Origin of the sequence: Clostridium sp. CM74B_53, from assembly GCF_036318045.1 — a bacterium.
Lineage (GTDB): Bacteria > Bacillota > Clostridia > Lachnospirales > Lachnospiraceae > Pilosibacter.
Genome location: NZ_JAWQDE010000012.1, coordinates 86,532 through 100,746, shown reverse-complemented (window position 1 = coordinate 100,746; position 14,215 = coordinate 86,532). Strand labels below are relative to the sequence as shown.

Genomic DNA, 14,215 nt, shown 5'->3' with positions numbered 1-14,215 from the left:
TCGCCATAGATTACTTGTATTATAGCATAGATTCCGCTTTTCTTCTTAAAAATCACTAGATTATAAGCAACTTTTAAAAGAGCGGTGGAATTTACTTTTTCACTGGAATTTACTTTTTCAAGTCAGCAAATCGGTAAATCTGTCAGCTCTGTTTACACAGCAGTAGCCTGATCCAGATACCTCTCAAATTTCTCACGCTTAATGAGGGCACGATTGCCGTTCATCACATAAAAATCCTCATTGGGATGTGTGTCAATAAGCGTTCTCAATTTTCCTTCGCCGATATGATAATATCTGGCTGCTTCCTCAATGGTAAGCGTATATCTACGCCACACCGGAACATCCGAGTAATTTTTTCCTTCAATATTCATCTTATTATTCGCCATAGGCAGTTATCCTCCATACATGAAAATAGCCAGACAGAGGGTGTCGGCAACGAAGTCCGGCAACGGGCTTCAAAAGACCTTGCAAACAATCTCAATCTGGCACTACTTACTATTTATACTTTTCTTTTATTTTTCTGTTGTTTTGGTTGTTATAAGGGAGAAAAGCTGATAGTTTCGGGGTTTTCCCCGGCAACCGGCTCGGCAACGGGATAGCAACAGGGGATGCAACGGGCTGTCATTTTCAGAATGGAAGCTCCATCTGTTCTGTGACCTCCACAAAACCGTCCATCGTTTTTTCAGACGGGTTGCCGGAGTCCGTTGCCGGGTTTTCACGCTCCCAGCCCTTTTGTCTGCCATATTCGGAAAACATTCTTGGATTCGGGAAGTACCGCCAGCCAGTAATGCACTGGTTCATAATCTCGTTGATTTCCCGGATTTCCCATTGCTTCGGCTCGTCAAAGGCATGGTTCAAGGCTTCCTTGTAGAGCTGCTTGGAGCAAACCATGTTCCCGATGTACTTATCAAGATACGCCTGTATCATTCCGGCTTTGGTGTCCTCCGGCATAAAATCCCGCTGGTGTTCTTTGAGATACCGCTGCATGGTGGGGCTGAAAGCCAGCTTGAACCTGCCGCTTCGGTAAATCTCCATCGCTTCCGCCCACATCTGCTCGATATAGGCTCTGGAAGCAGCTTCGTCCTCCAAAATGTGAACCTCGGCTTGCTCCGGGTACACCATGACGGGAATAAAGCGACGGTTGCCGGAACGGTCAAGGGGCAGGAAGTCAAGGGCATTGGAAGTGCCGCCAAACACGCACTGACGGGGGCGGTCTGCCGGGTGGGTTTCATAAGGTATCTTGTAGACCTCTTTCTGCCGGCTTAAAAATGACTTGATTTCCTCAATGCTCTTGGCATTGGCGGTTGCCATCATTTCTGACATTTCAATAATCCAGTGACCTTGCAGCTTGCGGTACACATTGTCATCGTCCAGCTTCCGCAAATCATCGGAGAACCACTCATCCCGGACTGCCAGCAGACGGAAGAAGGTGGACTTGCCAGCCCCCTGACCTCCAACCAGACAGAGCATGATTTCAAACTTGCACCCCGGCTGAAAGGCTCGTGAGATTGCACCCAGCAGGAACAGCTTCAATGCTTCATAGGTGTAATCGTCTGTGTCAGCCCCCAGAAAGTGCCGCAGGCAGAAGCGGATTCGCTCTGTCCCGTCCCACACAAGGGAACTTAAATAATCCCGGATGGGGTGGTACTTGTTTTCATTCGCCACAATCCCGATGGCGTTATCAATCTTTTTCTCATTGGTAAGCCCGTAGGTTTCTTCCAGATAGAGAAGCAGATACTTCATGTCCGTATCGTTCAGGGCGGTGCTTTCCCTGTGAAAGCCGATGGGCTTTATGATGTCCTTGCGGTCAGTCAGGATGTTGTATGCGATAGCCCCGGAAAGCAGCGGGTCACGCTGGAATACAGTCAGGCAGTTTCGTATGCTCTGACGGACACCGCCTTTCTCGGTAGTTTCCATCCCCGCCTTGATTTCCTCAATGCTCTGGGGTGGCTGCATGGCGTTCATGGTGTTTTTTAGTTCTTGCTGCGTCTGCGGCTGCAAGCTCTGCCATTCGCTGTTCAATCTGTATCACATCCTTTCCGTAGTCCGTAATCAAAGCCGCTTTTTCCTCTGTTTCCCCAAAGAGCAGCACATCCAGCTGATATTCCACATGGGCTTGCTTCTGTAAGGCTTCCACAAACCGGGGATGAAAGGCTTCCTCTGGGGAGTGCGGGGCATATTCCTTTCTCCACACTCGAAGCAGGTGGAGATAATCGGCAAGGATACGGAAGCAACGGTTTTTTGCTTCCTGAAACTGTTCCTCCGGGGATTTCTGCCGGGGCTTGGGCTTTTTTGCCTTTCCCGGCGGTTTCCAGTCCTCATAGGAAAGCCCGAAGTCCTGTGCCAGTTGTACGGCGGCTTCTTTCTTTCCCAGCCCATACAGGGCGGCGGCAAAATCAATCACATCCCCATCCGCACCGCAGCCGAAGCAGTGGTAACGCCGATCCAGCTTCATGCTTGGGGTTTTATCGTGATGAAACGGGCAGCAAGCCATCCCGTTCCTGTTTACATGGATTCCGTAATGCTCCGCAGCCTGCCTGGTTGTGACGGACTGCTTCACAGCTTCAAATACATTCAAATCTATCCCTCCTTGAAAATAAGAAAAGCACCTGACATTCTCTGCTTGAAAATGGCAAGTGCCTGTTAAAGTTCCATATCCTGTTGTCTGTGTTTCGTCTGTGCCTGGGCTGTTCTTTGTGCTTTTTTCTCGTCTGCCTTATCCTGCAAGACTTCTTTGATGGGCTGCTTCTTGGGCGGCTCTTTGCTTTCCTCTGTGCCGGGTGTGGCTTTCCGTACCCAGTAGCGGATGTCCCGCAGTTTCTTCAAGTCCTCCTGTACCTCGGTCAGCGGTACTTTCAGGTCTGCGATTTCGCTGAGAAGCGTTTCCTGCTCCTGTTGCAGCTCCTTTTTCGTTTTATCCTTATCGTCCGGGTGCTTGGCAAGGTAGGCGGCGGCTTTCTCATACCGGGCAACCTCCAGGTGTTCCTGCTTGAACGCTTCCTTTGTTTTCTTGAAAAATATCTTCTGGTACTTTTCATAGACGGGCTTACATTCCTTGCAGTCTGTCCGGCTGGCAAGAAGCCTGTCAATCACTTTACTGCGGGCTTCCTTTGGCTTCATCTGACTGCGGTAATCGGTGGCTGATTTCCCGGACGCTTCCAGAAATGCTTCTAAATCCTCCACAGTAGAAAGCCCCTTTTGCCGGAGATAGGACAGGGCTTCGCTGACTGCCTTTAAGTCCTGTGAAGTTCCCCGGTTCTGTCCAGCCCTTGTCCAGTCCTTCCGTTCTTCCTTTCGTATCTCCATATACTTCATCAGCAGATTGGGAAGAAGTGTCGCTTCCTCCGCCGCCTTTTGTGCAAGCAGTTCTTTCCGTTTTTCGCCCAGCTCGGTAATCCAGCCTTTGAGGTTATGGATAAGCTGCCGGATGGACTGCATTAAGCTGTTGGCAGCTCTGATTTCCCTGTTCAGATTGCCGATATTCGTCTGGATGCCACGCTTTTCCATCTGCCGGACAGCAGCCCCCTCATGGACAGTGGGGACTATATCAAGCCCCTGTCTGGCATAGGAACGCAAGTCCACACGCTCCGGGCGGTCATTGGCTTCCAGATAGCGGTTCTGGATGACCTCCCATTCATGCCGCCAGATTTCACAATACTTCTGGTCGTTCCAGTCAACCGTATCCTCCTTGTGGCTTTTCCACCTGCCGGACGGAAGTTTTATCCGTTCTCCGCTTTCATCAAGGTCATAAACCTTGCGGCTCTTGGGAAGCCATTTTCCATGTTCGTCCATTGCTCTCATAGTCAGCAGGACATGGGCGTGGGGATTGTGTCCCGGCGGATGGGGGTCATGGATTGCAAAATCAGCAATCATGCCTTTGGAAACAAACTGCTGCTGGCAAAACTCCCGGACAAGGACAGCGTACTGGTCGGGCGGTATCTCTCTGGGGATGGTAAGCACCCACCGCCTTGCAAGCTGGGAGTTCCATTGCTTCTCCACCGCTTCGGCGGCATTCCATAAGGTATTGCGGTCTGCATACTCCGGCGGGGCATTTGCCGGGAGCAGGATTTCATTGTGGACGATGCCACGCTTTTCCGGGTAGTGCTTCACTTGCTGGTCGTATTCACAGAACAGCTTTTCGCCGCTTTGGTAAGCAGCGGCGGCAACCGCAGACTGCCGCTGGCTGCGCTGAACAATCGTGATTTCGTTGTGTGGACAGGGCATTTCGTGTCCCTCCTTTCGGTAGTTGGTGGATGGGGTGGCGTTTTACCACCTCATTTTGGGCAGAAAAAAAGCAGGAGACCTTTTTTCAGATTTCCTGCTCGGTGTGCCGCTGTGAGGGCGGCGGATATTTAGTTGTAAAAGTTCGGGACAAGTTGACCCGATGGGTAGATGGTACACTTAAAAATTATGGTTCTCTTGTCATTAGCTCATTAGCATAATGATTAAGAGCTTCACAAGGTTCATATTTGCATTTATAACCAATACCGTCAATTATAATAAATGGATTGTATGCTATAATCTCCACTTGAGAACCATCTGCCAAAGACAGAGTGAAAATAACTGCTTGTCCGGCATATTCTGTATATGAGTTGTCCTTATTGTAAATAACTACCTCATTGAGATATGATACTAATTCCTCTGTTTCCACTATCTGAATTGTTGTATCAGGTGGCGATAACCGAACACTTGCCGAAGTAATATCTGCTGCCTCTAAATCTTTGAATGGTCTATGAGCAGAAAACAAAAGAAAGCTAATACCTATACCGATTAAACATATCAGTGCAATTAACAAAAACTTTTTATGCTTCATTTGATTCTCCTTTACACACTACTATGAAATTTCTTTTTCATCATCTCTTGGTGGTCGGACATAACATAACATTTCTTTTTCACAAGCACCAAATTTTGAGAAATTGGATTTCGCTTCTTTTAGCGTTATTCCATGATTTGAGTCACTTGGTTCACTATCAGAAGTAATGAATGGGTCATTCTCCCAAAAACAAATAGGACAAATATACCCACAATCTTCATTTGCCGGAACATTGTAGGTAAAATATCCACAACAAGGACATTGATATTTTTTCATATAAACCTCCCGTTTAAGCCTTAACCACAAATTCCCGATTTATTGCTTACTTCATTATACTTCACTGCCTATCGAAAAGATAGCATATTTTATGAAACTTGTCGGCTGGGAACAGCTTGCAACGCAAGGTGTCCTCAGATGGCAAGTCCACAAAAGGGTAGCTGGCGGCAGCCAGCGCAGGGGAAGCGTAGCGTCTCCTGTATGATTTGGAGCAGACCATGACTGCGGAAAATCACAGCCCTCCGGCGAGGAGCCTTCGGAGAACGCAATGCACCAACCTTTAGGTGGTGTATAATTGCGCCCTTAGTAAACTAAGGGGGTTCCGGCTTCTCCCGTTCCAGCAGTTTTTTCAATAATTCCTGCGTGTCCTGTCTGTGAAAAATGAGCTTCAACAACAGCATAACATCATCATCGGTCAGGCGTTCCGGCTCTTGCAAAAAACTTTCCAGCATACCGCCACGAGTGCAGAGCCGGTGCGTCCGTTCCTTTCGGGTAAGCTGCTTCAACTGGTGCTGCAATGCCTTTTCATCATTGATGGCTTTCCGCAGTTTCTTTTCGCTTTTCTCCAGCTCCCGGTTGAGCTTTTCCAGCTTTGAGGTATCAGGCAAGGGCAGCGTCCTCCTTTCCCGGTATCAACACATAAATCCGGTTTGGTTCTCCCACGCCCTGACGCACCCGCATGATAAGTCCGGCGGTTTCCAGTTCATTCAAAGAACGCTTGACCGTCATAGAGCTGCGGGACAGGACTGCGGCAAGGGCTGTGACAGGGAAGCAGACAAACAGGATTCCGTTCTCGTCCTCCTGCCCTTTGGATAGCATAGCGTCCAGCATCCGGCAGTACATAACCTTTGCGGTGCTGCTGACTGGAAATCCTGTTAACGCTCTGGGAAAGGGCATACAGAGCGGCAATGGTGTGTCTATCGTCATAAATTCAAAATTCATTCGGTGTGTTCCTCCTTTTTCTTTGCTCGTTTAGATAAATAACGGGGGCAGTTAATCACAACCGCCCGGAAGCTCTGCCTGCACCCATGCTGGCATTTCCGGCATAATTCGTTGTAAGTGACACGCCCCCGGTCATTGAGGTAAAAGGAAAGCTCATGCTTTCTCTTTTTGCTCATTCTCGGCATATTGCGCTCCCTCCCGTTTTTGTGTATGGTTTCGGGGCGATTTTTGGCAAAATTACAGCCATAGAACCGCCTAAAATCTCCCGAAGTATCAACGATAGGGTAGACTATCCCCCTATCAGATTGTCGTGTTTCGGTATCATTTCGGTGTCAGTTCGCCAGTTCTCCCCGGTGTCGTTCCTCCCCTGAATCTCACAGCGGCGTATCGCTCCCGTTGGTACGCTCGTTTTGGTCAGGGTTCCTCCATATCCCTGCCAAAAGTCATGGCACTACATCGCCGGGGAAGCATATCCCACACAGGCTGGTCATTCGATTGGAATAATCCATCGATGAACTACCTGTATCATAGAACATTTTTGTGCCCTGTGCCGTATGTCCACAAAGTAGGAATTAGGGGTAAAAATCAGAAATTTCCACGATTGCGGAATTGATATGATATAATCAATTCAACGGGTATAAATGTCGTTAGAAAGGGGGAACTGCTTCAATGAACGGAGCTACTACAATACAGGAACGGCTAAAAGATTTACGATTAAACAAAGGATTAAAACTGGAAGAACTGGCAGAGCAAACGGGTATTTCAAAATCGGCTCTTGGCAGTTATGAAAAAGATGACTATAAGGAAATCAATCATGGAAACCTTATCACGCTGGCAGATTTTTATGGGGTGTCCCTCGATTATCTCTTTTGCCGGACAGAGAATCGAGCGGAGATCAACACGCCATTAAGGGAGCTGCATTTGAGTGATGAGATGGTAGCACTTCTGAAAAGCGGTCGGATTAACAACCGTCTGCTGTGCGAACTTGCCACGCATAAGGACTTTATCAAGTTTCTTGCGGACATTGAGATTTATGTGGATGGGATTGCCACCATGCAGATTCAGAACCTCAACGCCCTTGTCGATACCGTCCGGCATGAAATCATTGAACGGTATCGCCCCGGCGAAGATGACCCCCATTTGAAAGTGTTGCAAGCCGCCCATATCAGCGATGATGAATATTTCAGCCACATGGTGCTGGATGACCTCAACCTTATTATCCGGGATATTCGGGAAGCTCACAAAAAAGACAGTGAGAGTGCGCCCCAGACCACCGTTGCCGATGAATTGAAAGAAAATCTGGAAGCGGTCGAAAACTTCAAGGGCAGCCGGGATGAAAAGCTCGTTGTCCTTTACTGCAAGCAGCTTGGTATCAACTATAAAAATCTGTCAGACGAAGAATTTCGCTGGCTCATTCGGATTCTTAAAAAATCAAAGAAAATGGGGACGTCAATCAGCCAGAGGAAAAAACGGTAAAGAAAAACCGCTGTTGCATGGTTTGTTAGCTTCCATGTAGCAGCGGTTTGTGCTGTGGTTATTCAGTTAAATTTTCAGAATGACAAGTTGGAACTTAGAAGTTACTATTTGACTTCCTTTGTGATTTCAGTTGTCTCTAATTGCACTTGATAAGTGTTTTCTTCTCCTCTCAAATTGGTTGTTTTCAATTCAAACCACAAATTATCCGTCAACTTATCAGCATCTCTATCTTTGAGAATGTCACCATAAATTTTTCCAATATTTCCAGATAAATCTATTGTCCCACCTGTCTGGTCATCAACACTATTAGAAAGCAAAGGTTCTTTTTCACTTCCATTGATATAAATGGTAGTTGAATATGTGGTAATATCGCCAAAATCATCTGATGTCACTTTCAAATCGCCACCATAGCAAATTTCATCTTTGCCATCTAAAATCTATTACCATCTCTAATACCAGTTCTTATTAAAAAAACTTAGAAAGTTTCATGCTGCAAAAGAAAGACACTTTCAGTTCCTGATCTGCCCCTTGTCAAGTAGACAAGCAAAATATTTAAAATTAATTTCTAAATGTATCCGCCATATCTGATCTGATGTGGCGGATATTTATGTTTATGAAACATTTATTCCATCGTCAATTTTACAATGCAACTCTGGGGGTATGTTTAAAGTTACGCACACCATTTGGATTTGTATGCTGCAATCCGTTTGTTTTCAGCAATGGGATATTGCACTGGTTCCTTTGCCGATAATGCATCCCGCCTTACTTCTGACGGAGTTTTACAGTAAAACCGATCCTGAGGTCTTTCCTCGGCGTAAAACTTCATGTATCCGTCAATTGCTGATCGAAGGGACTGCTCATCTGTTATCTGGTACATACAATACATTTCCGATTTTATGATTCCCCACAACCCTTCTGTAGGACCGTTATCTATGCAACGCCCCACTCTGGACATGGATTGTTCCATGCCCTGATTCTGGAGCTTTGCTTGGAAAACCTTGCTGGTATATTGATATCCTCTGTCACTATGAAAAATCGGTTTTGCATTCGGATTTTCAATAAGTGCCTTGTCATAAGTATCAAATACGAGCTTGTTGTCATTTCTTTTACTTACAACGTATGCAACAGGAAAACGGTCATATAAATCAAAGATGGCGCTAAGATATAGCTTCTTTCCTGTTTCAGGAATCTTGAATTCCGTGACATCAGTAGCCCATTTTTCGTTAGGTTTTGTGGCATTGAAATCCCTTTTCAGCTTATTTTCCGCTGTCGTCTCCGGCTTGAACGGATGGTATTTCTTCTTTTTTCTACGAATAACAGAGTGGATTCCCAGCTTCTTCATGATTCTGTGGACTCTGTTCTTGCTGTAACTGGTGTGATTGAAATGGTTGATCCAGCTTGTCATCCGTCTGTATCCCAGGATATGCCCGAACTGCTCATCATACTCCTTTATCAGTTCTGCCAGTTTTCTATTTTCGGATTCCTGCTCCGTAATCGGTCGGTGCAACCATTTGTAGTAAGCCGCGTGCGATATCCCCAGCTGTTTGCACATCCAGTTGATGCTCCATTGTTTTCCTTCATGAAAATATTTTATTGCCAGATATTTTGATTCAAACCGTAGTTTTCCAAACCTCACATCCCTTCGAATTCTTTCACTTTTTTTAACAGTTCCACTACCATGTCTTTTTCATCAAGCTGGCGTTTTAGTCGCATATTCTCCCGGCGTAACCGTTCCAGCTCATCGACTTCATCATCCGTTTTGTGACGTCCGCGTTTATCGGACAGACCCTCTTCCCCACTAGCATCATATTTTTTTACCCATGAATACACCTGCCCATAAGAAACATCATACAGAGAAGCTGTTCCTTTATAATCTCGGTTGTGGGTAATACAGTATTCGACGATTTCTTTACGTTCAGCTATCGTTGTCTTTCTTCGTGCTTCTGCCATATAGACCTCCCTCTTGGGATCATAATCCCTAAGTTCTCTATTGGCATTATACAACGAAATCCAGTTTTGCAGTGTAACATGTGCAGGGATGCCATATCTGGCACATAAATCGGTAACCGAACCTTCCCCGGCAATATATCTTTGAATCATTTCAAGCTTAAATTCCCTGGAATAGGAGTGATTGGCTGTAACAGGGCAAAGAGCTTCCATACCTCCATTCTGATATGCCAATATCCAGTCCCTTATGGTTCGTGTACTTTTTATACATAAATCTGCCATGATTTCAGAGACAGAACGTGTTCCATTCAGGTAATCCTCAACAGCAGCAACTTTTTCTTCAACTGTACACTTGGGCTTCCTACCCATAAAAATACCTCCAAAGTAGATTTTGGTTATTTAACCTGCCTACTTTGGAGGTATCATATCATCACTGGAAGTGCCTTTCTCTTTTTACCGAATTAATTCACATATCGAAACAACGGACCAAATGGTATTATATTTCTTCAATGGCTAAACACGTAACCGCTATATCCCTGATAGGCATTTTCGGTCTTATAATTCTCCACAACCCGGTATTTGCGGTCAGGTGTTGTTGTGTCATACTGGCTCATATACACTCCGTCATCATCTACCCAATAGTAATTACTATTGACTTCAGACTTAATATAACACTCCACAAACAGATAACCATCCGGGCCGAAACAATAATCCTTTCCAGCAATGGTTTTCCATTCGCTTTTTGGATATATGTAACCTTTCTCAACATACCACCATCTATTGTTATCGTTATAGTCCTTTACCCAGCCCTGAACATAATTGCCGCTGATCCATCCATCGCTGAAATGGAACCAAGGATCTCCGTTAATCAATACACGGCTGGATGCCTGAATCTCCGCACCAGTATTTAACTTTTTTACAATGGATGCATTAGTGTTGGGAGAGGTTCTGACATTTACATTCGTTCCCTGTACGGTCAATTTCGCAGAGATTGCAATCTCTTCCATCGGTTCGATTGCCCCATAAGTCGGACGTGCAAAGGCAACAATTTTATAACCGCTTCCATTCATGCTACGCGTTCTGCGCATAACCGCACCGCCATCTGCAATATTCCCGCCTGTGTTCCCCTCAACCGTATCATAAGAGCCATCGTTATTACGCTTAATTACCAGACCAGCATGATTTACATTACGGTTGCTTGCTGCGCTGGATGTCTTAATCAAGACAATATCGCCTGCCTGTCCCTGTGAAAACAGGCGCCCATCGTTGTAATGAGAATAAACAAATTCTGTAGATGCGGTCTTTTGACCATCGCAAAATACAGAGGAGGCATTACACATCCGGAAGACATCCCACAAAAAAGTAACGCACCATGGATATGCCTCTCCTTCAACTTCCTCTCCATAATAATCTGTATTAAAAATAACATTATTACTTCCAGGCGGCGATTCACTAACTCCTTCAAATTCTAATGCTTTGCTAATAATAGTATCAATTAATGACATAATAAAAGCTCCTTTCATCGATATGTTATTTTTATAACCGGTTACATCAACTAATAAGGAGCTTTTGCTCAAAACAGAAACTACATAAATCTATTTTTTGCTATTATTTCCGTAATAATCTCTATAAAAGAACCGAAGCAGTTCTTCCAACTGAGTTAACTGCTCCATAACATCGTCATCATCTAAACTGGATGTTCCCATGTAAATCCTCTGTGTTGTATCAGATAAAATTTTTCCCATCTGGTAGTATTTTCCATATCCGTTATTTTTATCGGCAAATTCTGAATAGATTGTCTCCTCATAATGTCCATATTTTATTCCTCTTTCCAGCAGCTCTGTGCTGGAAAAGTAATCCGGATATTGTTCCTTTATAAATAATTTTGCATCTGTATCCCTTTTGTTTGCTTCCTCGTTATCGATTGCTTCCACAATATAATAACGGTCTTGATCTGCATCAGTTTCTGCCTGTTTCAATAACTGTTCTATTCTTTCTTCTGATGCTTCAGTTGGTTCTTCCATATACTCCGCTTCTGATAAACCCGCTGTTTCAGATGGTTCTTCTAATGCTAAAAGAACCTCTTGTTCTAAACTCGATTCTTTTGTAGCGGGAATATCAAATTCTTCTGTTTCCGTTTGGAGTATTACTGATTGTTCCTGAGACTGTTGTAAGGTGTTTTCCTCGATCCGATTCGTATCTCTCGAACATGCAGTTCCAAGCATACAAACTCCTAAAGATACAATTAATAATTTCTTCATTTTATCTCATCTTCTCATTTTTTATTATTATAAAACCATTTAGTTTATTGCACCAGTGACAAAATAATGACAAAATTTCAGTTGTTAATATAATACTTAAAGTTATAGTATCATAACTTATTTGTCTCTTCAAGCAAAAATTATCTGACTTGGTAGTCAATATTTGCTCAGATTTAGGAATATCTGCCTGCCCAGAACTTAAAACAGATGGTACAGAACCTTTACGTTTCATTGACTTTGGCAGTACGCTTGAGTTTTTCATAAATAAATGATCTGATGCAAAATCCTTTAAATCTCATTTTCAAGATTTAAAGGATTTTTTGTGTGTCAGTTTCCATTTTCTTAATTTTCCCCTTATTACCAGATGTACGCGTACAAAGCAAAAACAAATTAGGAGGAAATAAAAATGGCAACTTGGTATAAGATTAATGCAAGTGCAAAGTTAACAGTTCGAGCGGATAGCCTTAATGTTCGCTCAGGCCCACAGCTGTATGACTTTGTTAAATCGGTGAAAGCCGGTGAAGTAGTTCAGGCAACCGAACGCGCCTTGATCAGCGGAGATCCCTGGTTTCATATCAGTGACGGCTGGATTAGTGGTAAGTATGTTGAGGGTTGGGTAAAAGATAACAATAACAATAATAGCTGGTGGTATGTAGAAAAAAATTACGGATATCCGTCTGCCACTTGGAGAACCATTGGCGGGAAGGATTACTGCTTTGGAAAAGACGCTTATCTGTTTGTTTACTGCTATATTAAAGCAGCAGATGGCGTAAATTATTACTGGGTAGATGATGATGGTGTCTACATGCCCGAATATACTACAAAAACACCTGACCGCAATAAATACAGAGTTGTTGAGAACTATGCCACAGAAAATGCATACTCAGGAGCTGCTCCATCGGCCGATAAAGTCTATGCCCGTAATGACTATCAAACTGAAAGCCAGATGAAAGTAAATGCTCAGTATATTTTGAATTACCTGAGAGCTAAAGGGTGGACAAAGAATGCTGTTTGCGGTATGCTTGGAAATATGCAGTCTGAGAGCACAATCAGTCCCGGCCGTTGGCAGGATGGTGACGCAGGCAATATGAATTTGGGGGTTGGCTTAACTCAGTGGACAAAAGCAACAAAATTATACGATTGGGCTGCTAAGAATAATCTGTATCCGCTCGACATGGATACTCAGTTAAAGCGTATTTTATTTGAGGTAACTACAACCGATCCCAATGAGATACAGTATACGCCTAAGTCCCCACAGTATCCTCTTACGTTCCAACAGTTTACTAAGTCAACACAAACGCCTTACGACCTTGCTTGTGCGTTCTTGCATTGCTATGAAAAACCAAAGAATTCTCAGCAGGATGCAACGCGAGGAGCCCAGGCAACTGAATGGTTTAACGCGTTATCTTAAAATGGAGAAGAGAGACCGGATCATCCGGTCTCTCTTCTTTAAGAGGAATCGTATTTATTCATTCCAGTAAATTTGCTCTGGCAAATAATAATCCTGTATGTCACTGTACAAAAGTTCAGCTTCAAAATGGTCGCTCCCAGACGCATGTATCGCAGGCATGCTAAGAACAATTCCCTCAGGTTTTAAAAAGCACCTCATACTGTCAGCATTAGTAAAGGGACTTGGTAATGTATATTCTGAAGTTTGTAATTTCAGCATCTCTGAAAATTTTTCCTCACTGTATGAAGTAATTGGATCAGAGGGAAAAAAAGCTTTCTCAAAAAATACCTTCTCAAATTCCGCATTGACTGTATATAAATCTTTTAGGGTAATTAATTCTAACGATGTTAGATCTATATTGAGAGCATATAAGTCAGTAGTTGGAAATTGACTTACCTCTATGTCAGTATTCCCCCAAAAAACAACACTAATTATTTTTGAATTTTGTAAGGTAACAGCGGATTGATAGTTTACGTCTATCCTCGGGTTTTCTGGAAAGAGCGAAGGGTCGAGGGATGCCATATCCTGTACTTTGGCCAAAATCAGTGAATTTATTTCTTCAGCTTTACTTCCATAGAAAGCTGGATATTGGATTTTAATGGTACTATTCTGATTTGGTGCTTTTGTATATAGTCTCATCTCATATGTATTTTCAGATGTAACCTCAGATGAATTATTTGCCGTGTCATTTTTATGAAGTGCATCGGTTTTTGTACGATCTCTTTCTTCTACAGAAGCTGCTGCTGATCCTTCCATATGCTCCGGCTCTGACAAACTTACTGTTTCAGCTGGTTCTTCTGACAATAAAATTATTTCTTGTTCTGAACTTGATTCTTTTGTAGACTGAATCTCAATTTCTTCTGTTTGGAGCATTACCGATTGTTCCAGAGGCTGCTGTAAAGTATTTTTCTCTGCCAAATTATTATCTCTCGAACATGCAGTTCCAAGTATACACACTCCTAAAGCTACAATTATCAATTTCTTCATTCCAGCTCATCCTCCCAGTTTTCTATAATTATAAAGCCATTTAATATTTTGTACCAGTGACAA

17 protein-coding genes are annotated in these 14,215 nt (G+C 43.8%); 2 read left to right on the top strand and 15 right to left on the bottom strand.

What is annotated here, in order from left to right; translation table 11 throughout:
* Window positions 1–152: 152 nt before the first annotated feature.
* The 9 genes from V2546_RS11275 to V2546_RS11235 all read right to left on the bottom strand — a co-directional run bounded on the left by V2546_RS11275 (window position 153) and on the right by V2546_RS11235 (window position 6,216).
* A complete protein-coding gene (locus tag V2546_RS11275; protein ID WP_004612442.1) occupies window positions 153–386 on the bottom strand; it encodes an excisionase in 234 nt (77 codons plus the stop codon).
* 241 nt (window positions 387–627) lie between these two features.
* Complete coding sequence (locus V2546_RS11270; protein ID WP_329752360.1) at window positions 628–1,965, bottom strand: virulence-associated E family protein; 1,338 nt, start codon at window positions 1,963–1,965, stop codon at window positions 628–630.
* Window positions 1,934–2,578, bottom strand: coding sequence for a CHC2 zinc finger domain-containing protein (locus V2546_RS11265; RefSeq protein ID WP_240607268.1), 645 nt, complete (start codon window positions 2,576–2,578; stop codon window positions 1,934–1,936). Before V2546_RS11265 ends, V2546_RS11270 begins: the two co-directional genes overlap by 32 nt.
* Window positions 2,579–2,643: 65 nt before the next feature.
* A complete protein-coding gene (mobQ, locus tag V2546_RS11260) occupies window positions 2,644–4,224 on the bottom strand; it encodes a MobQ family relaxase (protein WP_329752359.1) in 1,581 nt (526 codons plus the stop codon).
* Between the two features lie 184 nt (window positions 4,225–4,408).
* Window positions 4,409–4,813, bottom strand: coding sequence for a hypothetical protein (locus V2546_RS11255; RefSeq protein WP_002594806.1), 405 nt, complete (start codon window positions 4,811–4,813; stop codon window positions 4,409–4,411).
* A gap of 21 nt (window positions 4,814–4,834) precedes the next feature.
* Window positions 4,835–5,089, bottom strand: coding sequence for a CPCC family cysteine-rich protein (locus tag V2546_RS11250; protein WP_003533390.1), 255 nt, complete (start codon window positions 5,087–5,089; stop codon window positions 4,835–4,837).
* A 311-nt stretch (window positions 5,090–5,400) separates the two neighbouring features.
* Window positions 5,401–5,697, bottom strand: a complete 297-nt coding sequence (locus tag V2546_RS11245) for a DUF3847 domain-containing protein (RefSeq protein WP_085532325.1) — start codon at window positions 5,695–5,697, stop codon at window positions 5,401–5,403.
* Window positions 5,690–6,031, bottom strand: coding sequence for a DeoR family transcriptional regulator (locus V2546_RS11240; protein WP_003533392.1), 342 nt, complete (start codon window positions 6,029–6,031; stop codon window positions 5,690–5,692). The genes V2546_RS11245 and V2546_RS11240 overlap by 8 nt, the downstream gene beginning before the upstream one ends.
* Window positions 6,028–6,216, bottom strand: a complete 189-nt coding sequence (locus V2546_RS11235) for a hypothetical protein (RefSeq protein WP_003533394.1) — start codon at window positions 6,214–6,216, stop codon at window positions 6,028–6,030. Before V2546_RS11235 ends, V2546_RS11240 begins: the two co-directional genes overlap by 4 nt.
* 484 nt (window positions 6,217–6,700) lie before the next feature.
* On the opposite strand from V2546_RS11235, the gene V2546_RS11230 reads away from it, so the two are divergent.
* Window positions 6,701–7,507, top strand: coding sequence for a helix-turn-helix transcriptional regulator (locus V2546_RS11230; protein ID WP_329752358.1), 807 nt, complete (start codon window positions 6,701–6,703; stop codon window positions 7,505–7,507).
* A gap of 104 nt (window positions 7,508–7,611) precedes the next feature.
* On the opposite strand, the gene V2546_RS11225 is transcribed toward V2546_RS11230, so the two are convergent.
* The 5 genes from V2546_RS11225 to V2546_RS11205 all read right to left on the bottom strand — a co-directional run bounded on the left by V2546_RS11225 (window position 7,612) and on the right by V2546_RS11205 (window position 11,715).
* The gene (locus tag V2546_RS11225) at window positions 7,612–7,905 is read right to left on the bottom strand and encodes a hypothetical protein (RefSeq protein WP_329752357.1); all 294 of its coding nucleotides are present in this window, start codon (window positions 7,903–7,905) and stop codon (window positions 7,612–7,614) included.
* A 272-nt stretch (window positions 7,906–8,177) separates the two neighbouring features.
* On the bottom strand, window positions 8,178–9,143 hold the full coding sequence (locus V2546_RS11220; RefSeq protein ID WP_329752356.1) for an IS3 family transposase: 966 nt from the start codon (window positions 9,141–9,143) through the stop codon (window positions 8,178–8,180).
* A complete protein-coding gene (locus V2546_RS11215) occupies window positions 9,140–9,823 on the bottom strand; it encodes a transposase (protein WP_329752355.1) in 684 nt (227 codons plus the stop codon). The genes V2546_RS11220 and V2546_RS11215 overlap by 4 nt, the downstream gene beginning before the upstream one ends.
* Before the next feature lie 137 nt (window positions 9,824–9,960).
* Window positions 9,961–10,959 carry a CHAP domain-containing protein gene (locus tag V2546_RS11210; protein WP_015552608.1) on the bottom strand — a complete coding sequence of 333 codons (999 nt, stop codon included), beginning with the start codon at window positions 10,957–10,959 and terminating at the stop codon, window positions 9,961–9,963.
* A gap of 90 nt (window positions 10,960–11,049) precedes the next feature.
* The gene (locus tag V2546_RS11205; RefSeq protein ID WP_147324968.1) at window positions 11,050–11,715 is read right to left on the bottom strand and encodes a hypothetical protein; all 666 of its coding nucleotides are present in this window, start codon (window positions 11,713–11,715) and stop codon (window positions 11,050–11,052) included.
* Window positions 11,716–12,121: 406 nt separating this feature from the next.
* Here V2546_RS11205 and V2546_RS15735 point away from each other — a divergent pair, with 406 nt between their 5' ends.
* Window positions 12,122–13,126 (top strand): phage tail tip lysozyme, encoded by a 1,005-nt coding sequence (locus tag V2546_RS15735; protein WP_015552609.1) that lies wholly within the window; start codon window positions 12,122–12,124, stop codon window positions 13,124–13,126.
* A 54-nt stretch (window positions 13,127–13,180) separates the two neighbouring features.
* On the opposite strand, the gene V2546_RS11190 is transcribed toward V2546_RS15735, so the two are convergent.
* Window positions 13,181–14,152: a hypothetical protein gene (locus V2546_RS11190; protein ID WP_015552610.1), complete on the bottom strand. Its 972-nt coding sequence runs from the start codon at window positions 14,150–14,152 to the stop codon at window positions 13,181–13,183.
* Between the last annotated feature and the right edge of the window lie 63 nt (window positions 14,153–14,215).

What these genes read in the sequence shown, in the direction of transcription:
- V2546_RS11275 (WP_004612442.1), bottom strand. Translation starts at nt 386, where the DNA reads ATGGCGAATAATAAGATGAATATTGAAGGAAAAAATTACTCGGATGTT.
- V2546_RS11270 (WP_329752360.1), bottom strand. Translation starts at nt 1,965, where the DNA reads ATGAACGCCATGCAGCCACCCCAGAGCATTGAGGAAATCAAGGCGGGG.
- mobQ (WP_329752359.1), bottom strand. Translation starts at nt 4,224, where the DNA reads ATGCCCTGTCCACACAACGAAATCACGATTGTTCAGCGCAGCCAGCGG.
- V2546_RS11255 (WP_002594806.1), bottom strand. Translation starts at nt 4,813, where the DNA reads ATGAAGCATAAAAAGTTTTTGTTAATTGCACTGATATGTTTAATCGGT.
- V2546_RS11250 (WP_003533390.1), bottom strand. Translation starts at nt 5,089, where the DNA reads ATGAAAAAATATCAATGTCCTTGTTGTGGATATTTTACCTACAATGTT.
- V2546_RS11240 (WP_003533392.1), bottom strand. Translation starts at nt 6,031, where the DNA reads ATGAATTTTGAATTTATGACGATAGACACACCATTGCCGCTCTGTATG.
- V2546_RS11235 (WP_003533394.1), bottom strand. Translation starts at nt 6,216, where the DNA reads ATGCCGAGAATGAGCAAAAAGAGAAAGCATGAGCTTTCCTTTTACCTC.
- V2546_RS11230 (WP_329752358.1), top strand. Translation starts at nt 6,701, where the DNA reads ATGAACGGAGCTACTACAATACAGGAACGGCTAAAAGATTTACGATTA.
- V2546_RS11215 (WP_329752355.1), bottom strand. Translation starts at nt 9,823, where the DNA reads ATGGGTAGGAAGCCCAAGTGTACAGTTGAAGAAAAAGTTGCTGCTGTT.
- V2546_RS11210 (WP_015552608.1), bottom strand. Translation starts at nt 10,959, where the DNA reads ATGTCATTAATTGATACTATTATTAGCAAAGCATTAGAATTTGAAGGA.
- V2546_RS11205 (WP_147324968.1), bottom strand. Translation starts at nt 11,715, where the DNA reads ATGAAGAAATTATTAATTGTATCTTTAGGAGTTTGTATGCTTGGAACT.
- V2546_RS15735 (WP_015552609.1), top strand. Translation starts at nt 12,122, where the DNA reads ATGGCAACTTGGTATAAGATTAATGCAAGTGCAAAGTTAACAGTTCGA.
- V2546_RS11190 (WP_015552610.1), bottom strand. Translation starts at nt 14,152, where the DNA reads ATGAAGAAATTGATAATTGTAGCTTTAGGAGTGTGTATACTTGGAACT.